Below are 24,944 nucleotides of genomic sequence, written 5' to 3' on the forward strand. Positions count from 1 at the left end.
CATAAAAACGTGAGAGCCGTATTCTCACGTTTTTATGTTTCATTTTATTAGTTCAATTGTTTCCGTAACCTTTATACTATCTTTTACAGATTGAACAATCGTACAATTTTTCACTGCAAGTTGCAGCGCCTTGTCCAGCTGCTCTTCTGTAATATTTTGCGCTTTAATTTTATAGTGCAAATGAACACTTTCAACTGGCTTCGATAACGCTTCACTTCTACCAATTTCAGTTTCGATTGTAAACGTATCGTATGGAATACGTTTCTTTTCTAAAATCGTTCGAAAGACAATTGCACTACACCCTGCGATAGAAGAAACGAGTAATTGTAACGGTGAATAACCGTTTTCTTTTCCAATCGCTAATTGACCATACAATAAATCTGCTTCTATATCATCGTGTTTGATTGTTAGTTTCATTTGTTTTTTCCATCTCCACTTTCATCGGTTTCTGCCGTTTCTTACTAATATAATAATATATATAGCAGAAAATGATAAATGGAATACCACAGTATAACGCCATTCTTTGTTCAGGAATAAACGCTAAACTAATAACAACGATGCTATTTGTAATTAAAGCTAAAATTGGAACAATCGGGTATAGTGGTGTTCTATACTTTAAGTCCTCTAACTTTCCTCCGCCTTTTATATACTGACTTCTAAAGCGAAGTTGCGATAGAGCAATAATGATCCAACTTGAAACAGCCGATAAACCAGCTATCGATAATAAATACATGTATACTGTATCTTCTGCAAGGAAACTTGTGAATAGAGATAATCCAGCTACCGCAATCGTTACGACTAGCGCTGTAATTGGAATACCACGCTTATTTACTTTCTGGAAGGAAGTTGGTGCCATTCCCTCATTTGCAAGTGACCATAGTATACGCGTCGCTGCATATAATCCAGAGTTCGCTACAGATAATAACGCAGTAATAATAACGAAGTTCATAATATCAGCTGCGTATGGAATACCAATTTTATCAAATACGACTACGAATGGACTTTCAATTACACCTGCTTCTTTCCAAGAAATTAATCCTACTAAAATTGTCATTGTTAAAATGAAGAATAACATAATGCGCCATACTGTATTACGGATCGCACGTGGAATTGTTTTTTCTGGATTTTCACTTTCTCCCGCTGCAATTCCGATTAACTCTGTTCCTTGAAATGAGAAGTTAACTGTAATCATTGTAAGTAGTACGGCAGCTAGTCCATTCGGGAAAAGTCCACCATCGCTTACAAAGTTAGAGAAAAGAGGTGCTGCTTCTTTTCCGTCATATGATATAAATCCTAATAATGCACTACCACCAAGAACAACAAATGCAAGGATTGTAATTACTTTAATACTAGAAAACCAAAATTCTAATTCAGCATAACTTTTTGCCGAAATTGCGTTTGAAGCATATAAAATAACACCGAATACAAGGCACCATACCCAAACATCAACATTTGGAAACCATCTTTTCATCATTAAACCGATTGACGTTAATTCTAGACCCACTGTTACTGCCCAGCCAAGCCAGTATAACCAGCCAATCATAAAGCCTGTTCCTGGTCCAATAAACTTCGTTGCATACTTTTGGAAAGATCCTGAAACCGGCATAGCTACCGTTAACTCTCCAAGACAAAGCATTGTTAAATACATAATAAATCCGCCTACTAAATATGAAAGGATGGCTCCCCCTGGTCCAGCCTGATTAATAGTGTAACCTGAACCTAAGAAAAAACCAGTTCCGATTACACCACCAAGTGCGATCATAAATAAATGTCTACTCTTCATCGTGCGATGTAATTTCTCATTCGTTGGTTGCTGCATCTAAATCCTCCCCCTACCAATACCCCTATATCTTGTTAAAATTTTCTGATAATAAAAATATACACGAAAGCGATTACATTTTCTATATAAAATTAAAACTTTTCTGATAAAATAATATAAAAATCGAATTATTGCAAGATTTAGATTCTATTTAGAGGAAAATAAGGAGAAACAAGGAAAAAAACTCTTACATATATTGTAAGAGTCAACGAAGTTCTAATCTTCTCGATAAAATTGATAAACTATAATTTACGATAAAGTACATACAAGCTACTAATATAAATGTTGGAATCATGTAATTCACATTTTGCCCGCTAATAATTTGAGCATTATGCATAAGCTCAGGGAGTGATATAACAACCGCTAGCGACGTATCCTTCAGCAATGAAATAAATTGACTGACAAGCGGCGGAACCATTCTCCTTAATGCTTGTGGCAAGATAATATGCCACAGCGCTTGCACATAAGTTAATCCCGAAGATCTTGCGGCTTCAACCTGCCCTTTTTCAATAGACAATAAACCACTTCTAACAATTTCAGATATCATTGCTGCCTCAAATATTGTTAAAGCAACAATTGCAGCTGTTATAATTTCTAATTTCAAGCCTGCTTCTGGAAGTGCAAAATACGTGAAAAATATAATTAACAGTAGTGGTAAGTTTCGAATCACTTCAACTATAACTCCTAATATTTGTGAGACGACAGGTATTTTCGTGTAGCGCAATATACCGATTACACTTCCAATAATAAAACTAAGTACAATTGCTATGAGCGCTACCTCTAATGTTATAAGTAATCCTTTTAATAAAAATAGAATATGATCTCCTGTAATTGCTCCCTTGAAATCCATTTACACCGCCTCCTTTGCTAAGCGTTTTTCTAAATAACGCACTAGCATACTGAGCGGAATTGTTAATATTAAATAAAACATCCCGACAAATATATAAACATCAAACGTAACAAACGTCTTCGTTGAAATTAAATCTCCTTGATACATTAAATCAGCACCAGCAATGATTCCAAGTATTGAGGAGTTTTTAACTAAATTGAGAAACTGGTTTCCTAAAGGGGGAATTACAATTTTCACAGCTTGTGGTAAGACAACATAATACATCGCCTGCACATACGTTAGCCCTGAAGAGCGAGCAGCTTCCATTTGCCCTTTCGCAACTGATAAAATACCAGCGCGAATTACTTCTGCAATAAAAGCTGCCGTATATACCGTAAGCGTAACTGTTCCTGCTACAAAACCATTTAAAGTAATTCCTATTACAGGTAAAGCAAAATAGAATATAAATGCAATTAATACGAGTGGAATATTTCTTACAAACTCCACAAAAGCTGATCCTATCCAATTTAAAATACGAATAGGTGCAATACGCATTACTGCCAAAATTACTCCTAAAATAAAACTACCTATCAATGCAATTACACTAGACATAACTGTATATTTAAATCCTTCTAAATACATATCAATGTTATTCGTTAATATAGAAAAATCAGGCACATATTCTCCCCTCTTTCTTTACAAGAAGAGGATGAGTACTCTCATCCTCTCACTTTTACTATCTACTTTTCTGGTTTTTGTCCAATCCATTTCTCATATAATTTGTCATACTCTCCGCTTGCTTTCATGTCTTTAATTAAAGTATTAATCTCTTTCGTTAAATCATCTGCCCCTTTTTGCACTGCAATTCCATACGGTTCATCTGTGAAAATTTTTCCTACTACTTCATAATTAGAATCTTGTTTTGCCATTCCGTAAAGGATCGCATTATCTGTCGTTAACACATCACCTTTACCTGCCTTTAACGCTGTAAATGCCTCACTATAATTTTCAAACTCTAATACAGTCGCTTCTGGTGACTTTTGACGAATGTTATTTGTAGATGTTGACCCTTTTACAGCTAATACTTTAACGCCTTGTTTTATATCATCGACACTCTTAATATTGCTTCCTTTTTTCACAAGTAACGATTGTCCTGCTTTAAAATATACATCTGAAAAATCCACTTCTTTTTTGCGTTCTTCCGTAATTGTCATTGTTGCAATAATTGCATCAATATCACCATTTTTCAGCATTGGAATACGTGTTTTAGACGTTACTTCTTTCAGCTCTAGCTTCTTTTCATCTCCAAGAATCTTTTTCGCAAGTGCCTTCGCGACATCAACATCGAATCCTTCTACCTGCCCTGTTGAAGGATTTTTTAATCCAAATAAATTCGTATCATTCTTTACCCCGACTACTAATTTCCCTCGTTTCTTAATTTGTTCAACAGCCCCGCCTTGCTTCGTATTTGTTTCCTTTGCCTCATCTTTCTTACTTCCGCAACCAGCAACAACAAGCACGAATAAACATGAAAATACGATTAAAGTAAATAATTTTTTCATTTTAAGCATAAAATTCCTCCTCTAATGATTTAGCACCCGACTTAAAAATAAACGAGCTCTTTCTTGTTCAGGGTTTGCAAAAAAGTGCGCCGGTGTTGTATCTTCAATAATTTGACCATCATCCATAAATAAGATCCTATCTGCTACCTCTCTAGCAAATCCCATTTCATGCGTGACAACGACCATTGTCATCCCTTCTTTAGCCAGTGCTTTCATAACATCAAGTACCTCTCCAATCATCTCTGGATCAAGAGCAGACGTAGGCTCATCGAATAGCATAATTTCCGGCTGCATTGCAAGTCCTCTAGCAATTGCCACCCGTTGCTGTTGTCCTCCGGATAATTGATGTGGATATACGTTAGCCTTCTCTGGGATTCCTACTTTCTCTAAATAAAGCATTGCTGTTTTCTCTGCTTCTTCTTTGGAAACTTTATTTACTTTAATCGGTGCTAATGTAATATTTTGAAGAACCGTTTTATGTGGATATAAATAAAAATGTTGAAAGACCATCCCAATATTTCGCCGCAATTCATTCATGTCCGTTTTTTTATTGTGTACCTCTGTATTTTGTACAATTAATTCTCCATCTGTAATTGCCTCTAATTGATTTATACATCGAAGCAATGTACTTTTTCCTGATCCTGAAGGCCCGACAACTACTACCACTTCGCCTTTTTTCACTTGCACATTAATATTTTTCAAAACTTGAAAGTTACCATAATATTTATTTACATTACGAAATTCTATCAACATACTCCCCCTTCCCCTAACAATGCATGTACATTCTTTTTATATTCAAAAATAGTCCCAAAAATAACTTTTAGCTTCAATTTGTCCATAAAAAAAAGCAAAGAGTTTCCCCTTTGCTTCTTCATTTCTATTCTGTTAAGATACTTCTTCTTTCTTATCTTTCCCGTATTCATGCTCCCAAAAATCAGCATTTTTAATTCCTAATGGCCCTGGATCGAATACTGGATCTTTTCCTTCTTTTTTCTGTTTTTCATAATCCTTTAATGCGACTAATGCAGGTTTTTGTAATAGTAAAATCGCAATGATATTTACCCATGCCATAATTCCTACCCCAATGTCGCCTAAAGCCCAAGCCGTTGCTGCTGTTTTTATACAGCCGTAGAATACAGCTCCTAAAAATACAAACTTTAGTACCATAGACATCCAAGGGCGATCTTTATCACGATTTAAGTACGCGATATTCGTTTCTGCAATGTAGTAATACGCCATAATTGTTGTAAACGCGAAGAATAATAACGAGATTGCAACGAAACCGTTTCCAAATCCAGGGAAAACAGATTCTACTGCTGCCTGTGTATATCCCGGCCCTGGCTGTGCACCATTTAATTTATTTACGATAAAGTTTTTTCCGCTTGCATCAAATACGTTATACATGCCTGTAATAATCATCATAAATGCTGTTGCTGAACAAACAAATAATGTATCAATGTAAACGGAAAATGCTTGCACTAAACCTTGTTTAGCTGGATGTGATACTTCAGCAGCTGCTGCTGCATGTGGTCCGGTTCCTTGCCCTGCTTCATTGGAATAAATACCACGTTTTACTCCCCAAGAAATTGCCAAACCGATAATACCACCGAAAGCCGCCTCTAATGCAAAAGCACTTCTTATAATTAACATAAATGCTTCTGGCAATTTTTCAATATTCATAGCAACAATGACGCAGGCTACTAAAATATAGCCTATTGCCATAAAGGGTACGACAACTTGCGCTACGTTAACAATTCGCTTTACTCCACCAAAAATGATAAGAGCTAATACAACAACCAATATAGCCCCTGATACGGTAGTATTAATACCAAAAGCCGTTTCTAAACTTACAGCAATACTATTTGCTTGCACACCTGGTAATAAAAGCCCTGTTGCAAGAATTGTCGCTGCAACGAATACTAAAGCATACCATTTAACTCCTAGACCTTTTTCGATGTAATAAGCAGGTCCACCACGAAACTGCCCTTGATGTTTCGTCTTATATATTTGCGCGAGTGTTGATTCAACATAAGCTGATCCTGCCCCTAAAAAGGCTACTGCCCACATCCAAAATACAGCTCCTGGTCCACCGAATGCAACCGCTGTTGCTACCCCAGCGATATTCCCTGTCCCAACACGTCCTGATAACGAAAGTGCTAACGCTTGGAATGAAGAAACACCAGCCTCTGATTTTTCTCCTTGAAATGTCAGCTTCACCATTTCTCCTACGTGCCTTACTTGTAAAAACTTCGTTCGAATAGAAAAATATAAACCTACTCCTAAACATAAATAAACAAGTGCTGGACTCCAAACAATATTATTTAACCAATTTACGAAAGTTTCCAACATTCCCCCTCCTTCTTTATAAAGAATATTCAGAATATATATAAAATTATAAGTGCATAACGAATCTAGGACAATATTATTTTAATAAAGTAAACATATTTTTGTATAAAAAAACAAAGTATATATTTGTTTTATATACTTTGTTTTGAACTAAATGTATTATATATTCACAATTGCTTCTCTTTTAATAATTCTTTCGTATAGCTCTTCTGATAATTTCAAGAAGTTATCAGGCATATCTTTCCCTTTAAACTTCTTCTGAAGCGTTCCATATAAACCTATATCACGTAAACGTAAAAATAGTGGCAACGATTCATACCAACTATCCGCCAGCCTGTGCTCATACTCATATCCTTTTCGTAACACTTGTAACTGTTTACGAGCAAAATCTGTCTTCTCTTCTGCTGTCCACGTTGTAAATAGAACAGAGTAGTATAGAACCATCGCTAAATCATGTATAAAGTAATTATAAGCCGCATCATCAAAATCAAAGATTGTTAGCTCTTTACCATCATAATGAAAATTACCTTGATGGATATCACCGTGCATAAGACCGAACGTTTCTCTTTCAACTGGAAGGGCCTTAATTTCATCCATTAGTACCGCTGCAATCTTTTTCACTTGACCATCTTCTAATTCATTAACAATTCCACTTTCGTCTTCTTCCCACGTATCACGGTAATCTGTTTTAGGATATTCCATTGTAAGGCGATGCAGTTGCCCAATCGCTTTTCCCCATGCTTCAAAGAGAGGCTCGCCCCAATAAGGCGATTCCTCTCCTTTTACTTGCTCACCTTTTGCATATGTAAATAAAGAAGCGGAAAAGAACGTTCCATCCTCTGCTACGATTTCTTCTACGAGATTTCGAGACGTTGAATAAAGAGGTCCTGCTACCTTTGCCCCATTCTCCGCAACATATCGTAAAAAATCTAGTTCAGCCTCTACCTCTTGTTTAGAACGATGAGAAGAATGTGTTAAACGTAATACGTAATCTTCATCATTATCACCCTTCGCCTTAAAAATATAATTCTCAAAATCTCCAAGTGGCTTTTCTTCCACTGTTACATGAAACAAATTCGCTGCTCTTTTTAAAATCTCTTTCGTAAAAACACGTTCTACAGCTATTTCCATATATATCCCTCCTATATATCTTCTTAATTCGACACAAATGTTAGAAGTACTGCTATGAAATTGAATAATGCACAAAAGACAATGTAACGTAACCTTCAATCCTCTTTTTTTAAAATAATTTAAGCATAAATTTCTCACAAACGACAAAAATTAACAGAAACAATTGCACTTTAAGAGAGGTGGAAATTATGACAGAGCAAAAAGAACAACAAGAGAGTAAAAAACAAAAGCATATGTTTCCATCACTTCCGGAGAACATTAATTACATTGAAAATAAACTTTCTCATTCTGATGATATAAAAAAATTAGATCTCCCTTTTCAAAACGGAAAAGGAGCAATCTTATATATCGAATCTTTAGCAGATCCAAATCTAATTCATCAGTTAGTCCTTGAGCCATTATTAACGCGATCAGATTTATCTTTAGATAAAGCTTTTTCTACGTTAAATATGAAAAAAGAAACGAATTTAAATTATGGAATACAACTTTTATTACAAGGTAAATCCTTATATTTTCATGAACACGTCGACAGTTTTTGTATTTTCGAAACAACCTTATCTTTAAAGAGAGATATAGCAGAGCCTGATAATGAAGGAGTTGTGCGCGGTCCACATACTGGTTTTGTAGAGGATCTAGCAACTAATTTAACCTCTATTCGTAAACTCATTAAGAGTCCAAATTTAGTTGTTAAGTATTTTACACTCGGTGAAGAAATGCACACGAAAGTGGCAATTACTTATATGCAAAATATAGCGAATGACGATTTAGTTATAGAAGTGAAAAGAAGATTGGAAACCATTAAAACGGATGCACTTATGCCACCAGGATACATACAAGAATTTATAGAGGATACGTCTTTCTCCCCATTTCCACAGCAATTAAATACAGAGCGTCCAGATAGAACTGTTGCTAATTTAATGGAAGGGCGTGTTGCTATTTTATCTGATGGAGATCCAACAGCACTCATCGTTCCTGTTACGTTATTTGCTTTCTATCAATCACCAGATGATTATAATAACCGTTGGATTGTCGGTTCTTTCGTCCGAATGATTCGCTTAGTAAGTTTTTTAATTGCCTTTCTCTTACCAGCTTTATATATTGCAACTGTTGCTTTTCATCCTGATGTGTTACCGCTCGAACTTGTGTATACGATTAAAGCTTCATTAGAGAAAGTACCGCTTCCTCCTATTTTTGAAGCTCTCTTAATGGAGTTAATTTTCGAGTTATTACGAGAAGCTGGTATTCGCTTGCCGAGCCGCGTTGGACAAACAATCGGTATTGTAGGTGGTTTAGTAATTGGGGATGCAATTGTAAAAGCTGGACTCGTTTCTTACACAATGATCATCGTTGTAGCTTTAACTGCAATCTCATCTTTTCTCGTTCCATCAAACGATATGAGTTCAGCAGTTCGGATTCTTCGTTTTCCATTAATGCTCCTTGCTGCCATATTCGGATATGTAGGAATATCATTCGGTCTCATTATAACTTTCGTTCACTTATGTCAGCTTCATTCATTTCATACACCATATCTTTCTCCTGTTGCCCCGATGCGGATTAAAGATATGAAAGATTCTTTCATAAGACTACCAATTTGGTCATTTTGGGAAAGACCACATGATCCAAAACCGAAAAAAATGCAGCGCCAACATGTAACGAGAGAGGATGAGGACGGTGACAAACACGCAAAGTAAAATTTCACTTGTTCAATTTACCTTTTTCGTTATTCAATGCCAAATTGGGGTCGGTATACTATCTCTACCTAACCGGCTTCATCCGATAGCAAAAGGTGGTGGTTGGATTTCTGCGCTCATTGCGGGGCTTGCCATTCAACTTATTATTTTACTTATGTGGCTTTTCTTAAAACGATTTCCTGATGCAGATATGTATAAAAGTGTTTGTATGCTATTTGGTAATAAGTTAGGAAAACTATTGGGCTTTTCTTATGTTTTTTATTTTACCCTTATCGGTATGACGGTTATGTTGAATGCTTGTAACGTCATTAAAGTATGGGTTTTACACGCAACTCCGTGGTCTGCAATTCTCATATTATGTACAGTAACTTGTTGTTATGTAGCTTATAACACATTTAAAGTCATCGTACGATTTTATGTCATGGCCTCTATTCTCATTATTCCAATGGCCCTTTTAATTGCCCTAGGGCTTTCACGAGCTGATTTCTCTTATATTTTTCCTATTACAGAAGCCGGATGGTGGAATATAATTCAAGCATCCAAGGAAACAATTACAGCCATGTATGGTTTTGAAATTATTCTTATCGCTTTTCCAAAAGTAAATGGGAGTTCTATTGCAAAACTGAAGGCCATTTCTATCGCCAATGGATTTGTAACTCTTTTTTATACTTTTACCGTTTGGATTTGCTTTATCGTATTTAGTCCAAAGCAAATTGAGCTTATTCCAGAGCCAGTTGCTTACTTATTACGCTCCTTGCATATTGGAATTATAGATCGAACGGACCTAATCTTCATCCCAATTTGGATGATAACAGTTGTCGCTTCTATTGCTAGTTATTACTGCGCTGCTTCAATCGGAATTGGACATATATTCAACCTTGCTAATCATAAAAAGGCTGTTCCAATCGTTGGTATTATTGCTTTTAGTGTAGCCTTATTTATAGATACACCTGAAGAATTAAAAGTAATTTCAACTTTCACTGATAAGTTCACCTATATTTTCATCGTTGTTCTCCCTCTTTTATTTCTACTTTATTCAATAATAAGAAAGAAGAAAGGAGAACAGTATGTTCCCAAAAAGAGTTAAATTACTTTTAATATTATGTGCTAGTTCCCTCCTTTCTGGCTGTTGGGATCAAGAACCATTAAGGGAGGCAAGTTTAGCTTATAGCGTTGGAGCTGATATTACGGAAGAGAATAAACTCCAGCAAACAATCGAGCTCGTAAAAAGTTCAAGCGGAGAGCAATCTTCATTTGAGAATGAAATATATTCAGCAACCGGGCATAACATAATGGATACAGGCGATGCCCTAAAAAAAAATGTGACTGGGAATATTCGCTATTTTAAATATGGTGTTCAATTACTCGGAACCAAAATTCTAAAAAAGGGTATACTCCCCTATTTAGATGTCAGCTTTCGAGATCCAACAAACCCAACTGCTTTAGTAAAACTTATTGCAGTAGATGGTGAATCATCGGAGATACTCGAAAAAAAGAAAATAGGAAATTTACTAATTGGAGATTTTCTAAAGAAAAAAGTGAAAAGCTTAGAAGATATGAGTGTATTTCCAAAAGAAACTTTAGAAACAGCTGCTACAAAAATGTTAGATCCCGGTAAAGACTTTACCCTTCCTTCTATAAAAATAAAAGGAAAAGAAGTAGTTACAAACGGGTTAGCTTTATTTAACAATGATAAATTAACTGGGCATTTACCTTTGCAACAATCTGTTTTATTCGTATTATTAACCGGAAAAATGGGAACAAGTGCCCGTATAACCCAAAAACTGACTAGTGATGAATCTGAGAAGACATCTGATTATTTAACAATGGAAATTAGTAATCGAAAATTAAAACGCAACTTAAAAATAACAACAGATAAAAAAGGAAATGTTTATGCTCACATTAAGCTCCAATTAAAAGTTATAGCACTTGAATCTCCGAGAGATAATATGTATACAATGGACGATAGAGAAAAACTAAATAAAGAACTTTCTAAACAACTCACGAAAGAAGCGAAAAAAATAACACGAAAACTACAAAAAGCAAATTGTGATGCTTTCGGTATTGGAAGACATCTTATCGCTTATCATCCTAACTTATGGAAGAAAAAAAATTGGAATAAAGATTATGCAAAAGTAAAATTCAAACCTGAAGTAGAAGTAAGCATTTTGTATAGTGGTGTCTTAAAATAAAAAGGTTGTATGCCGCTCGGGCATACAACCTTTTTATTTCGTATATCGATACACAATTGATTCATATGGTCTTAAGTTAAGTTTTGCAATATCCTTGCTGGCATCTTTATAATTCGACAGTAGTACTTCTTGTTTCATTCCATCTAACTGAACGTGCGCTGGTACTGAATACGTTATTTCTTCTCCATAGAAGTTATTTATAACAAGTAGTACTTCACTTTCTGTAGTACGAGTATATGCCCAAATTTTAGGATCATTTTTATCCAAAATAGCATATTCTCCTTCTGTAATTACATCATACGTTTTTCTAAGCTCTATTAACTTTTTATAATAATAAAATACGGACTCTTTATCTTCTAATGCCTTCTCTACGTTTATTTCTTTAAAATTTTCAGCCGCTGAAATCCAAGGTGTACTTGTTGTAAAACCACTGTTCATCTCTTCATTCCACTGCATCGGAGTGCGAGAGTTGTCACGAGATTTTTGCTTTAAAATCCCTATAATCTCTTCTTTTGATAGCCCTTCTTTTAGCTTTATATCGTATATATTTAACGATTCTACATCACGATATTGCTCGATGGACTCAAATTTAGGATTCGTCATACCGATTTCTTCCCCTTGATAAATATAAGGCGTTCCTTGCAGCATGTGCATGGCTGTCGCTAACATTTTTGCAGATTTGTTTCGGTACTTTCCATCATCACCAAAGCGTGACACGATGCGAGGCTGGTCATGATTACACCAAAATAACGCATTCCATCCTCCGCCCTTTTGCATTTCAATTTGCCAGTTAGACATAATCTTTTTTAATTTAATAAAATCAAACTCTGCTTTCGTCCACTTATCACCATTCGGATAATCTACTTTTAAATGATGGAAACTAAACGTCATGCTTAATTCATTACGCTCAGGATTAGAATATTTAATACAATTATCAATTGTCGTAGATGACATTTCTCCAACTGTAATGACATCTTTTCCTGCAAAAACATTTCGGTTCATCTCTTGTAAATATTCATGAACACGCGGGCCATCTGTATAATACTTGCGTCCATCACTTGTCGCAGTACTACCTTCATCGTTTAAAAAGCATTGGTCTTTTGAAATTAAGTTAATGACATCTAATCGGAATCCCGTTACCCCTTTATCCAGCCAAAAGCGCATCATATCATATACTTCTTCACGCAGTTTTTCATTTTCCCAATTTAAATCAGCTTGTGTTTCATCAAATAGATGTAAATAATATTGCTCCGTCTTCTCATCATATTTCCAAGCAGATCCACCAAACTTAGACTGCCAATTATTTTTTTCATCACGCCAAATATAGTAATTACGATATGGACTATTTTTATCTTCCTTCGCTTCTTTAAACCACTTATGTTCAGTCGAACTATGATTTACAACAATATCAAGCATAATTTCAATGTTACGTACTTTCGCTTCTGCTAAAAGTTCTTCAAACTCTTCCATCGTTCCGTAAGATGGATCAATGCTGTAATAATCACTTACATCATATCCATTATCATTTTGTGGTGATTGGTATATCGGTGTTAACCAAATATAATCCACTCCGAGTTCTTTTAAATAATCTAGTTTCTCTGTAACCCCTTTTATATCACCGGTTTCTCTATTGTAATAACTATTAAAGCTCTTCGGATAAATTTGATATACTACACTTTTATGCCAATCCTTCATGTTTAACTTCCTCCTACTTCTGTTTCACTCTTTTTGCAAATAACCATGTTAAAGTAAATGGGATTACAACTGCAATAATCATTCCGACAATAAACATCGGAATCGATTTCGGAATGATAGAAATAAATGCTGGCAATCCCCCAATTCCGATAGCAGGTGCTAATACACCATTTAATGTAATGAATATCGCTGCCACAGCAGACCCTATAATCGCTGCATAAAACGGGAACTTATTTCGTAAATTCACACCAAACATCGCTGGTTCTGTAATACCGAAGTATGCTGAAATGGCTGATGTTGATGCCATACTTCTATCATTTTGATTTTTAGAAATCCAGAACATCGCAAGTGCCGCACTACCTTGCGCAATGTTAGAAAGAGCAATCATCGGCCAAATAAATGTACCGCCATGTTGTGCAATCAATTGTAAATCAATTGCAATAAACATATGATGCATACCTGTAATTACAAGTGGTGCATATAACGCTCCAAATAATACTGCTCCAACTACTGGTACTGTTTCATATACACCTACTAATCCTACTGTTAATAAATCTCCAATATGACGTGTAACCGGACCAATAATTCCTAATGCTAACACACCTGTCACAACGATTGTTGTAATTGGTACAACTAATAATTGAATTGCATTTGGTACATGTTTCTTTAAGAAAATTTCTACTTTACTTAACACAAATGCAGCTACTAAAACCGGCAAGATTTGACCTTGATACCCTACCTTTTCAATTTGGAACAGTCCTAAAATATCGAAGTACTCAATCTTTTGTCCGTCTAAACCAGTCGCTGCTTTTCCATAGTCCCAAGCGTTTAATAAGGCCGGGTGCACAAGCATTAATCCCATAACAATCCCTAGTATTGGACTACCACCAAAACGCTTCGTTGCTGACCACCCGACAAGTGCTGGTAAGAATACGAATGCTGTATTGGCCATCATATTAATTAAATCCCAAAGCCCGCCTAAGTTCGGATAAACATCTAATAAATTTTTCCCATCAAAAAATAAGTCCTTTGCGCCTAATAGATTGTTAATACCCATTAGTAAACCAGCCGTTACGATCGCTGGTAATATCGGCATAAATACATCTGAAAATATTTTTACAAACTTTTGAGCTGGATTTAACTTCTGATTTCCAGAGTCTTTTACGTCAGCTACAGTCGATTCTTTCATACCCGCAAGCGTTATCAATTCAGCGTAAACACGATCTACATCTCCTGGACCAATTACAACTTGAAATATACCAGCGTTATGAAACGCTCCTTTCACTAATGAAACAGACTGTAATTTATCATTATCTATTTTACTTTCATCTTTTAAAGCGATACGGAGCCTCGTCACACAATGTGCAGCTTGTTCAATATTGTCTTTCCCACCAATATACTGCAACACTTCCTCTGCTGTTTTACGATAGTCTTTCCCCATATTCCCGTCCCTCTTTTCTTTTTTTGATACCGTTTACAATTACATATTAACTCGTATATATAAGTTAGTCAACACTCGTATATACGAGTTTGTGTTTTTTTTATAAAAAAAAGAGATGAAACAATATTTTGTTCCACCTCTTTACTTCCTGCGTGCCACATCCGAAAAGTGAAAAATATCTAAACGGTGGCGTGATTCTGTATATTCAAACTGACTTCCATCATACAAATGTGTAAAGTTTTTCACAACGACAACATAGTCTGTTCCATTTAAATCTAAATACTTTCTGTCATCCTCTGTACATGGCTGTACTTCAATTACCCTCTGCGAATAACTAATATGTAGCCCAAGCTCTTTCTCGATGTATTTATAAATCGATGCAGTTGCAATTTCTTTCGTTAATCCTGGAACAAACTCAGATACAAAATGATTTATATCTAAAATTACTTTTTCTCCATCAATATTTCGTACACGTTTAATATGGTCAATCTCTGTTTTTTCTTTTACATTTAATAATTTTGCAATTTCTTTTGTGGCTTTTTCTTTGTCCATTTCCACAACTTCTGTAATACAATGACGTCCTAAACGTTCATTTTCTTCTTGAAAACTTACAATACCGCCAAAATTAAATTCAATATTTTTTCGCTTTAAAACAAAAACACCTTTTCCATGAATTTTTTGCACATATCCACGCTCTTGCAGTAAATCTACAGCTTTTCTCACCGTGCCTCGGCTTGCCTCATACTGCTTCATTAATTCTGTTTCTGATGGGATTTTGCATCCCTCTTTTAATTGTTTATTATCAATAGATTTACTGATTTCTGTATAAATTTGTTCATACTTACTCATCATCTACAATAGCCCCTTGTCACCTTCTAATTCTATATGTATTATAACATGCTTCACTCTTCTGCCAATCTCTCACTTATTTTCCAGTACAAGAAAAATATAGGTAAATATTTAATCTTTAAAACGTATTTTTATAAAAATTTTTATATTTTTCTTTTCATTCAAAAAAACATGTAGTATACTAACTTCAAAATCAGAGGAGAAAGGGAGCAAAGAACTATGCTTACTTATACAACAACTGTAGTTACATTTGCACAAAAACATCATCATCATCATACGTAACCCTTGAAACCTAGCGGAAAAATTACGCGTAGGTACAAGGGTTATTCCCGTTGTACCTACGCTTTGGCAAAAGAGCCATGTAGGTATTTTTTTATCTACATGGCTCTTTTTTTATTGTCAAAAAGCTAGTAAAAAATGATGTTTAAGCAAAACTTACTACAAAGGAGTTAACAAAAATGGAAACGAAAAAATGGGGATTATGGGTTTTAACAGCATTTGTTATCGGGAATATGGTTGGCGGTGGCGTATTTATGCTTCCAGCAAATTTAGCACAAGTATCAGGTCCAATGGGTTCTACACTCGCATGGAGTATTACAGGCCTTGGCGTATTTATGATTGCACTTGTATTTGGAAATTTAGCGATTCGTAAACCAGAATTAAAAGCTGGACCACAAAGCTATGCTCAAGCGATGTTTCCTTCAAAAAAAGCTGGTAAAGTTGCAGGATATAGTATGGCATGGGGATATTGGGCTGCTAACTGGGCTGCAACAGCATCTGTTATTATTTCCTTTGCTGGATATTTATCAACATTCTTTCCAGTTTTACAAAGTAAGCAAATTCTTTTTTCAATAAACGGATTTTCACTAGAACTCGGAAAAGGGTTAACTTTCCTTGTATGTAGCCTTATGCTATGGGGAATTCAATATATTCTTTCTCAAAATATTGATCGAGCTGGAAATATGAATCTACTTGCTACTATTGCAAAAATTATCGGATTTACAATGTTTATTGTAATTACATTATTCATTTTCAATGCTTCTAATTTCGGAGACGGTCAAACCTTTATGAATGAAGCAGGACAATCTATCTCGTTAGGTGGCCAAATCAATTCAGCTGCTATTGCAACACTCTGGGCATTTATCGGTATTGAATCAGCGGTTATGCTTTCTAACCGTGCAAAATCACAGCGCGATGTAAAAAAAGCTACGATTTTCGGATTAATTATCGCTCTTCTTATTTACATGTCAATTACTTTACTTACAATGGGAGCTCTTCCGCAAGATGCTTTAAAGGAGTCTCAAAAACCGTTAGTAGATGCATTAAATTTAGCAATTGGAAATAAAGGTGCATATATAATGGCCTTACTCGCTCTTATATCTTTATTTGGATCTACAGTTGGCTGGATTGTTGTTAGTTCAGAAGTACCTTACCAGGCAGCAAAAAATGGACTTTTCCCTAAGTTTTTCGGGAAAACAAATAAAAAAGGTAGTCCTTCAAAATCACTATTGATTACAAATATAATGACGCAAATTTTCTTATTTTCAACGATTTCTGGTACTGTTTCAGAAGCGTATAGTTTCGCTATCGTCGTAGCAACATTAGCCTATTTAATTCCATACCTTGTTTCTACCTTGTACCAATTAAAATTAGTTATTACAGGAGAAACGTATGATATACTGCCCGGATCTCGAGTAAAAGATGGAATCATTACGACATTAGCGTTGGTATACTCTATTTGGGTTATCAAAACGGGAACTGCTGATTTAAAAACATTCTTCTTAGGAATTGGATTGTTCGTATTAGGTCTTATTCTTTATCCAGTACTAATGAAAGACTCACAAAAAACGGATTAAATAAAGAGAAGCTGCTGGCTTCTCTTTTTTATTAAAAATCTGTAATTAACTTTTCTTTTAGCTCTCCTACAGATAAAGGTTTCGCATAATAAAATCCCTGTACATAATCACAGCTCATTGATTGTAACAAACTCTCTTGCTCTACTGTTTCTACTCCTTCAGCAACTACTGCTAAATTTAAACTATGAGCAATTTCAATAACGGATTTTACAATCGTTCGTTCTGGTTGTGCGTGATCATAATGAAATTCACGAATAAAATTACGATCAATTTTTACAATATCCAGTGGTAGTTGTTTTAAATAATATAAGGAAGAATAGCCAGTTCCGAAATCATCCAAAGCAATTAAAACACCCATATTTCTTAATTCTTGTAATGTAGCAATAATATAATCAAAATGGCGGACTGCTATGCTTTCCGTTATTTCTAATATTAAACGGTTCGGAGGAAAACCAGTTCTCTTTAAAATGCTACGTACAGAGAAAATAAAACGTTTCTGCATTAATTGTTGTATAGATAAATTCACTGATAACTTTAGTCCTTCTTGATAATTGGGCAATGTTTTAAACAATCGGCACGATTTTTCTAATACCCAGTCTCCTAGCTTTATAATAAGTCCAGACTCTTCAGCTACCGGGATAAATTCGTTTGGTGAAATAGGTCCGTCTTCTGTCATACAGCGTACTAGAGCTTCTATACCAGAATATCTCTTCGTTTTCAAATCAATAATAGGCTGCAATACTACATCTAACTCTTCATCACGAATTGCCTTTTGCAAAGCAAACTCAACTTTCATTCTACGATTTATTTTCGCGCGTAGCTCATCTGTAAAGAAACATGCAGCATTTCTCCCCTGTTCTTTTGCACTATACATAGCTAAGTCGGAGTTTTTCAATAATGTTTCCACGTCTTGTCCGTCTTGTGGATAAGAACAAAGTCCTAGACTAGCTGAAATATATACTTCATGGCCTTCAAGAATAAATGGTGCCTGGAAACATGACAACACAGATGTCGCTAACTGCCTCATATCATCTTGTCTATGATTTTTTGTTAACAGCACAAATTCGTCGCCACCTAGCCTAGCCAGAACATCTTTCTCTCCTAGTACATAATGCAACCTTGAAGCGACTTCGCTTAAAAGTAAGTCCCCTATCATATGACCTAACGTATCATTTACTAATTTAAAACGGTCCAAATCAAAGTAAATCATACCAAATTCTTTTTTATCTGCAATCAATTTATTAACGGTCGTTATTAATTGCAAACGGTTCGGCAAACTCGTTAAAGCATCATGATAGGCAAGTTCCCTATAACGACTTTCACTTAGCCGCAACCTCTGTTCCGCTTCTTTTCTACTACTAATATCATTTCGTATTGCGATAAACTGGTAAGGCTCTCCTTTTTCATTTAAAAATGGAACAATTGTTGTTTTGACCCAATAATATGTACCATCTTTCGCTCGATTCCGAATCTCACCTGTCCATACTTTCCCATTCAAAATACGTTTCCATAAGTTTTGAAAAAAGGTTTTCGGATGATGACCTGAATTTAAAATACGGTGATCTTTTCCAATTAATTCTTCCCTTTTGTATTTAGAGATTTCACAAAATTTATCATTTACATATGTAATAAGACCTTCTCGGTCTGTAATTGCAACAATTGAAGACTCATCTAATGCTAACTTTAAATCTCGCAACGAAGAGTCATATAATGCATGACCTCTCTGTTCTAGCATGCGCATCTCTCCTTGCTTCTATCTGACTAAAACACAACCTGTTTCTCTTCATAGAAATAGAGATATTTCATTTTCTAATACTAGCCCTTTACATAAATTATCTTTTTAAATAAACCGATTAAAATAACATAATATTATTTGTAATAAAAAGCAATATTATACCGTTTCAATTATAACTGGTAGCTTCCCATATCTCTAATTACTTCGCGCCTTATTATACCGCAATCCTTTTAAGTAGCTCTATGCAAGCCTTGTTTCCAACTAATACCACTCATATCTGATCTCTTTGTTTTTAATAACGAAATAGAAATTAGATCATACTACATAACTATTCACGAATAATAATATGAAAATCTACATTAATGTGTATGTTTTTGAATTACAATAACAAAATATTAACATATTCCTACCTTAACTTTGGAATTATTTTATAAATAAATACTGTATTAAACTAAAAAAGAGGATAGCCTCTTTTTTAATTTAATACGAATATGGTATTTGCTGATAACCTGGGTATGGCATTGGATACGTTACAGGGTATGGTGATGGATAAGCTACTGGATATGGAGCCGGATAATATCCTCCACTTGTTGCACCTGTTAATGCACCAGCTGTCAGTCCGCCTAACACTCCTCCTGCAAAGCTTCCAGGGAAAAATCCGCCTCCCCATGAACTACCACCACCCCAGCCCCATCCGCCTCCGTGATGATGATGGTGATCATAGTGATTGTGTCCTCCATGGTGATGATGTCCACCGTTATGATTGTGCCCACCATGATTGTGTCCTCCATGATGATGATTCCGATAGTACAATCCATTGTTTTCTATATAATTCATGTTTCTCTGCTCCTTTTCGATTTTTTCATTTTCATATGCGTTAAGAGTGAGATAAAAAATGGGATAGTACACTGTATGTAGGACAAATGCGGAAAGTATAGGTGATATGTCTATATTTTGTAAAAAAAGCAAAACACCTTATAATAAAGATGTCATATTACATCTTCTATTTAAGAAGTCTATATTGAAAAAAGATTAGGGGAATTATATAGAAATGAAAAAGCCTATCGTTCAATTACTATTAATATTTACAATCGTATCTATCGTTCTGTTCCTATTAAATACATCGTATATTTCGTTATATACATTTGTCGGTGCTCTATGGTCCATCACAATCGTCGGAATTTCATTCGTTATTTTTATAGAAAATAGATCTCCACAAAGTACGTTAGCATGGTTTTTAGTATTAGCACTTCTTCCTATTATAGGTGTGCTTTTATACGCTATTTTCGGACGCAGCCGCTGGAGAAGAAAAAAACATCTCCATCGTTCAGAAGAACAAAGAAAATTATTCCGTGAAATATTAGAAGGAAGAAGACTAGAGTTATTACTCACAGTCCCACTAAATGAACGTTCCATACATTTAACAGAAGTCATACAAAAATTTGGAGGTGGTCCTGCCGCAGATAAAACAACTACAAAACTTTTAACAAACGGAGATCAAACATTTTCAGAAATTTTGCGAGCTATAGAGCAGGCAAAGCATCATATACATATTCAATACTACATTTATAAATCTGATGAAATTGGTACAAAAGTTCGAGATGCTTTAATACAAAAAGCAAAAGATGGTGTTATTGTACGCTTCCTTTATGATGGCCTTGGAAGTAATACGTTACGACGACGATTTTTGCAACCTATGAAAGAAGCTGGGATTGAAATTGTAGAATTTGACCCTATTTTTTCAGCTTGGTTACTTGAAACTGTCAATTATCGTAACCATCGAAAAATTGTTATTGTAGATGGAAAAATTGGTTTTACCGGAGGACTCAATGTCGGTGATGAATATCTTGGCCGTTCCAAGAAATTTCCTGTTTGGCGTGATAGTCATTTAAAAATAGAAGGAAAAGCATTATATAAATTACAAGCAATCTTTCTAGAAGACTGGCTCTATGCCTCTAGTGGTTTAAATACTTATTCCTGGGATCAATTTATGAATAGACAATACTTCCCAGGTAAAGAGATTTCAAATGCAGAAGGTGCTGTTCAAATCGTAGCAAGCGGACCAAGCTCCGATGATAAAAGTATTCGTAATACATTATTAGCTGTTATGGGCTCTGCAAAAAAATCCATTTGGATCGCTACACCCTACTTTATTCCAGATCAAGAAACTTTAACATTATTACGCTTAAGTGCAATTGCCGGAATAGATGTACGGATTTTATATCCAGGTAAAAGTGATAGCATCATTAGTGATCAAGCATCTCAATCCTATTTCACTCCGCTTTTAAAAGCTGGTGCTTCTATTTACAGTTATAAAGATGGTTTTATGCATGCAAAAATTGTACTCGTTGATGATACAATTGCAACTATTGGAACAGCGAACATGGATGTACGTAGCTTTGAATTGAATTACGAAATTATTAGCGTGCTTTATGAATCAAAAACAGTTCACGACATTAAACGTGATTTTGAAGAAGATTTTAAACATTCAACTGAAATTAAATGGAACTCTTTCCAAAAAAGAAGTATAAAAAAACGCATATTGGAGTCTTTCATGAGGCTCATTTCTCCTTTACTGTAGGCAATCAACTTCATCTTGATTGCTTTTTCTTTTCCCTTTATCCTCCTTCCTTTTCTTTGCATACCATATTAAAACAAGTTATCATAAGATGTATTACTTTATGAAAATAATGTTAGGTGGGAAATACATGTTAGAACAATTTCATATACATGCTGATTTAAAACAACAGCTTTCTACGATTCATGAAAAGAATAAACAAGAAGCTGGTGAAAATGCACATTTAATCGGAACGAAAATATATAAAGCGTCTGATAATAGCATTATTGAAGATGCGATTACAGCACTTCTTCTTGGCAAGAATATTCTATTAAAAGGACCGACTGGTAGTGGTAAAACAGTACTAGCGGAAACTCTTTCTTCTTTATTCCAAAAACCAATGCATAGCATTAACTGCTCTGTCGACTTAGATGTAGAGGGTATTTTAGGATACAACACACTACAAACGAAAGATGGTGCATCTGAAGTTTCATTCGTTAACGGTCCTCTTATGAAAGCAATGAAGAACGGTCACTTCCTATATATTGACGAAATCAATATGGCAAAACCTGAAACGTTACCACTTCTTCACGGCGCATTAGATTACCGTAAAATGATTACAAACCCATTTACACAAGAGGTTGTATACGGTGATGACGAATACCGTGTAATTGCTGCGATTAACGAAGGTTACGTTGGAACAAGTGAACTAAATGAAGCGTTAAAAAACCGTTTCGTTATTATTGAAGTTCCTTACATTCAAGGTGATACATTAAAAGAACTATTATTAGCAGAATCAAAATTAAATGATGTTGCAACAATTGAAAAGTTTGTTGCATTTGCAAGCGACCTTATGCCTTTAGCTCGCGATGGACGTGTAAGTGAAGAAGCAGCAAGTATTCGTGGTATTATCGACGCATGTGATTTAGGTGTATATATTCCTGTTATGCGAGCGATTGAACGAAGCATAATTGCAAAACTTAATGATGAAACAGAACAAATGACTGTCCGTGAATTAGCAGAAAGTTATTTCTTTGAGGGATAATTTATGAGACAAATTTTTAGTGACAAAAAAATTGATGCGTCGCTGTTTCTACAAATGGAAAACTTAATGTATGCCCTTCTAAAAGAAGACGATGCCTATCTTGAATATGGCTATAAAGCATACTACGACGAAATTGAAAAGAAAGTTGTCATTAGTCACTTTTGGGATGATCGAAAAGAAGAAGATACAGTAATCGGATTAAAAAGCGAAGTGTTCTTAAAAGCACTTGGTAATAAACATTACTCGGACATGACTTTAATTCGTTCTTATGCGATTGAATTGCAAGAATCGCCCCTAAAAAAGTTTTTAACACAATTATTTGTTCTATTAGAAGATTTACGCGTTGAGGAAATCGTAAAGAACTTACGTCCTGGCACGAAGCATGTTTTTAAACGTCGAAAAGAAATGTACCGCAATTATTTCGGCTCTCAAAATGAAATAAACCGTGTTCGTAATTATCACGGTGATCGTCTATTTTGCCTATGCTATCTTTCATTAACTAGCGATAAATACGAAATGTTTAATAATGAATATTTTGAGCAAATTGAAGCGATTTTACATGAAACATTCCAAGCACGTAATACAGAAGATATTATGTATATCGTTGAGAAAATTCGCTATCGCTTAGAGGCGCTTCTTGAAAGCGATATGCTTAACAACTATTTCGGACATGCTCCACTTTACTTATCTGTCCTTGCAGACGAAAAGAACTGTCGCGTCGAAGATTTAGCAAATGATGATACGCAGCTTATAGATGACGATGAAAATAAAAACAAAATGGATGAAAGTTTCTCCACATGGCATCGTGAAAATAAAAATAACGAAAACGAGAACTTTTTACGCTTTGAATTAGAAAGCGGAACAAAAACTAATATGATGGGTGATACTGCCCGTGAATCAGAAGATGGCGACCAAGCACTTGGTTCTGTACAAGGTACCTCACAAAAAAGTACACAATCCAACTTTGATGGCGCTGATACAGAAGAAGCAAGGGCTTCACACGCTTCTAGCCAGCACGACGGTGCATACGGTAAGTATAATGTAGGTGCTTCTCATACATTTAAAGAAGCTCGCAAACCAAACTCAGATGAGAAAAAAGATTACCAAGCTATCAAATCAGTCGTCAATAAAGATGTAAAAGAATTAAAGAAAATTATCGAAAAAACAATTGAAAATAAAACGAATGCGAATAGTGATAAATATTACGGAAGACTTCGTAAGAAATTCCTTCGTATTTATACCGAAAAACAACCGCGTATGTTTTATAAAAAAGGACAAGAGTCACAAGAACTCGATGTTGCATTCCAACTATTAGTTGACTGTTCTGGTTCTATGTATAACAAAATGGAAGAAACGAAGAAGAGTGTTGTACTATTCCATGAAGCTTTAAAGTCTTTAAAAATCCCGCACGCTATTAGCGGATTTTGGGAAGATGCCTCTAGCGCTAAACCTGAAGATAAGCCGAACGTTATCCATGAAGTTGTAAATTATAAAAACTCAACGTTGCCAAACGTTGGTCCAGAAATTATGCAACTTCGTGAAGAAGAAGATAACCGCGACGGATATATTATTCGTATCGTTTCTGAAAAACTTGCCAAAAGACCTGAGAAACATAAATTCTTACTAGTCTTCACAGACGGTGAGCCTTCTGCGCTAGACTATCAACAAGACGGAATTTTAGATACGCATGAAGCTGTTAAACTCGCGCGTAAAAGTGGTATGGAAGTAATCGGTATCTTCATCGAAGAAGGCGAAGCGAAAGAAGCAACTTATCAATTGATGAAAAACATTTATAACCATCACTTCTTAGTTGCAAATCATGCTGAAGATTTACGATTGAAGATTAAACCATTGCTGAAAAAACTATTACTGAAGACGATTGAATAGAAAATAGGAGCCTTGTGGCTCCTGTTTTTTCGTTCAATTACTTTGTTTCTGGTTGAAACTTGTATGGAATGGCTACTTCTAATAAAGATTCAAATCCTCCGTCATAGTATGGGAAACGCTCATTCGCAATTGTTCGATCTACCCACTCTATTGCAGAAATTTCACCTTCATCTTCCGCAATAAGTTCCCCTTTTACTACATTCGCTCGGAATGTAAAAAATAGTGCATGATTCCCTGATTCTTCAAAGAATTTTTCATTGATCGCAACAAGCCCCCCAGCCAAGGCGGTTAAACCTGTCTCTTCTTTCA

The 24,944-nt window shown here is 35.2% G+C and carries 21 protein-coding genes; 7 read left to right on the forward strand and 14 right to left on the reverse strand.

The annotated features are described in order from the left end of the window. Positions 1-39: 39 nt before the first annotated feature. The 8 genes from HMPREF2590_RS25450 to HMPREF2590_RS25490 form a co-directional block, all read right to left on the reverse strand. On the reverse strand, positions 40-417 hold the full coding sequence (locus tag HMPREF2590_RS25450) for an OsmC family protein (protein ID WP_000778818.1): 378 nt from the start codon (positions 415-417) through the stop codon (positions 40-42). Beyond that, a complete protein-coding gene (locus tag HMPREF2590_RS25455) occupies positions 392-1,819 on the reverse strand; it encodes an amino acid permease (RefSeq protein ID WP_001187097.1) in 1,428 nt (475 codons plus the stop codon). The genes HMPREF2590_RS25450 and HMPREF2590_RS25455 overlap by 26 nt, the downstream gene beginning before the upstream one ends. Positions 1,820-2,024: 205 nt before the next feature. Further along, positions 2,025-2,669, reverse strand: a complete 645-nt coding sequence (locus HMPREF2590_RS25460) for an amino acid ABC transporter permease (protein WP_000345955.1) — start codon at positions 2,667-2,669, stop codon at positions 2,025-2,027. Beyond that, the gene (locus tag HMPREF2590_RS25465; RefSeq protein ID WP_001112667.1) at positions 2,670-3,326 is read right to left on the reverse strand and encodes an amino acid ABC transporter permease; all 657 of its coding nucleotides are present in this window, start codon (positions 3,324-3,326) and stop codon (positions 2,670-2,672) included. It lies immediately after the preceding gene. A gap of 62 nt (positions 3,327-3,388) precedes the next feature. Further along, on the reverse strand, positions 3,389-4,219 hold the full coding sequence (gene glnH, locus HMPREF2590_RS25470; protein WP_000916491.1) for a glutamine ABC transporter substrate-binding protein GlnH: 831 nt from the start codon (positions 4,217-4,219) through the stop codon (positions 3,389-3,391). A gap of 12 nt (positions 4,220-4,231) precedes the next feature. Further along, positions 4,232-4,963, reverse strand: coding sequence for an amino acid ABC transporter ATP-binding protein (locus HMPREF2590_RS25475; protein WP_044584131.1), 732 nt, complete (start codon positions 4,961-4,963; stop codon positions 4,232-4,234). A gap of 132 nt (positions 4,964-5,095) precedes the next feature. Then, the gene (locus tag HMPREF2590_RS25485) at positions 5,096-6,556 is read right to left on the reverse strand and encodes an alanine/glycine:cation symporter family protein (protein WP_033689169.1); all 1,461 of its coding nucleotides are present in this window, start codon (positions 6,554-6,556) and stop codon (positions 5,096-5,098) included. Positions 6,557-6,715: 159 nt separating this feature from the next. After that, positions 6,716-7,687: a phosphotransferase enzyme family protein gene (locus HMPREF2590_RS25490; protein WP_000401648.1), complete on the reverse strand. Its 972-nt coding sequence runs from the start codon at positions 7,685-7,687 to the stop codon at positions 6,716-6,718. Positions 7,688-7,875: 188 nt separating this feature from the next. On the opposite strand from HMPREF2590_RS25490, the gene gerKA reads away from it, so the two are divergent. The 3 genes from gerKA to HMPREF2590_RS25505 are packed head-to-tail and all read left to right on the forward strand — an operon-like array spanning position 7,876 to position 11,570. After that, positions 7,876-9,378 carry a spore germination protein GerKA gene (gene gerKA, locus HMPREF2590_RS25495; protein ID WP_000139243.1) on the forward strand — a complete coding sequence of 501 codons (1,503 nt, stop codon included), beginning with the start codon at positions 7,876-7,878 and terminating at the stop codon, positions 9,376-9,378. Then, positions 9,359-10,465, forward strand: coding sequence for a GerAB/ArcD/ProY family transporter (locus HMPREF2590_RS25500; protein WP_050821601.1), 1,107 nt, complete (start codon positions 9,359-9,361; stop codon positions 10,463-10,465). Before gerKA ends, HMPREF2590_RS25500 begins: the two co-directional genes overlap by 20 nt. Next, positions 10,446-11,570 carry a Ger(x)C family spore germination protein gene (locus HMPREF2590_RS25505; protein ID WP_030023079.1) on the forward strand — a complete coding sequence of 375 codons (1,125 nt, stop codon included), beginning with the start codon at positions 10,446-10,448 and terminating at the stop codon, positions 11,568-11,570. The genes HMPREF2590_RS25500 and HMPREF2590_RS25505 overlap by 20 nt, the downstream gene beginning before the upstream one ends. Before the next feature lie 33 nt (positions 11,571-11,603). On the opposite strand, the gene treC is transcribed toward HMPREF2590_RS25505, so the two are convergent. The 3 genes from treC to treR all read right to left on the reverse strand — a co-directional run bounded on the left by treC (position 11,604) and on the right by treR (position 15,558). After that, entirely contained in the window at positions 11,604-13,265 is a 1,662-nt protein-coding gene (treC, locus tag HMPREF2590_RS25510; RefSeq protein WP_050821600.1) for an alpha,alpha-phosphotrehalase, read from the reverse strand. 13 nt (positions 13,266-13,278) lie between these two features. Continuing rightward, entirely contained in the window at positions 13,279-14,706 is a 1,428-nt protein-coding gene (treP, locus tag HMPREF2590_RS25515; RefSeq protein ID WP_044584129.1) for a PTS system trehalose-specific EIIBC component, read from the reverse strand. Positions 14,707-14,847: 141 nt separating this feature from the next. Next, a complete protein-coding gene (gene treR / locus HMPREF2590_RS25520; protein ID WP_000987244.1) occupies positions 14,848-15,558 on the reverse strand; it encodes a trehalose operon repressor in 711 nt (236 codons plus the stop codon). A gap of 455 nt (positions 15,559-16,013) precedes the next feature. On the opposite strand from treR, the gene HMPREF2590_RS25525 reads away from it, so the two are divergent. Beyond that, a complete protein-coding gene (locus tag HMPREF2590_RS25525; protein WP_000448444.1) occupies positions 16,014-17,411 on the forward strand; it encodes an amino acid permease in 1,398 nt (465 codons plus the stop codon). 31 nt (positions 17,412-17,442) lie between these two features. On the opposite strand, the gene HMPREF2590_RS25530 is transcribed toward HMPREF2590_RS25525, so the two are convergent. Then, positions 17,443-19,146 (reverse strand): putative bifunctional diguanylate cyclase/phosphodiesterase, encoded by a 1,704-nt coding sequence (locus HMPREF2590_RS25530; protein WP_000893342.1) that lies wholly within the window; start codon positions 19,144-19,146, stop codon positions 17,443-17,445. Positions 19,147-19,626: 480 nt separating this feature from the next. Then, a complete protein-coding gene (locus HMPREF2590_RS25535; protein WP_001106406.1) occupies positions 19,627-19,983 on the reverse strand; it encodes a hypothetical protein in 357 nt (118 codons plus the stop codon). A gap of 214 nt (positions 19,984-20,197) precedes the next feature. Here HMPREF2590_RS25535 and HMPREF2590_RS25540 point away from each other — a divergent pair, with 214 nt between their 5' ends. From HMPREF2590_RS25540 to HMPREF2590_RS25550, 3 genes are all read left to right on the forward strand, one after another. Next, on the forward strand, positions 20,198-21,727 hold the full coding sequence (locus HMPREF2590_RS25540; RefSeq protein WP_000743031.1) for a cardiolipin synthase: 1,530 nt from the start codon (positions 20,198-20,200) through the stop codon (positions 21,725-21,727). A gap of 127 nt (positions 21,728-21,854) precedes the next feature. Then, positions 21,855-22,748 (forward strand): ATP-binding protein, encoded by an 894-nt coding sequence (locus HMPREF2590_RS25545; RefSeq protein ID WP_000892973.1) that lies wholly within the window; start codon positions 21,855-21,857, stop codon positions 22,746-22,748. A 3-nt stretch (positions 22,749-22,751) separates the two neighbouring features. After that, positions 22,752-24,635 carry a vWA domain-containing protein gene (locus HMPREF2590_RS25550; RefSeq protein ID WP_001248851.1) on the forward strand — a complete coding sequence of 628 codons (1,884 nt, stop codon included), beginning with the start codon at positions 22,752-22,754 and terminating at the stop codon, positions 24,633-24,635. Between the two features lie 37 nt (positions 24,636-24,672). Here the strand turns inward: HMPREF2590_RS25550 and HMPREF2590_RS25555 are convergent. After that, a partial coding sequence (locus HMPREF2590_RS25555; RefSeq protein ID WP_141763555.1) for an NUDIX hydrolase occupies positions 24,673-24,944 on the reverse strand: 272 nt, incomplete at its 5' end.

The organism is Bacillus sp. HMSC036E02, from assembly GCF_001836235.1.
Lineage (GTDB): Bacteria > Bacillota > Bacilli > Bacillales > Bacillaceae_G > Bacillus_A > Bacillus_A cereus.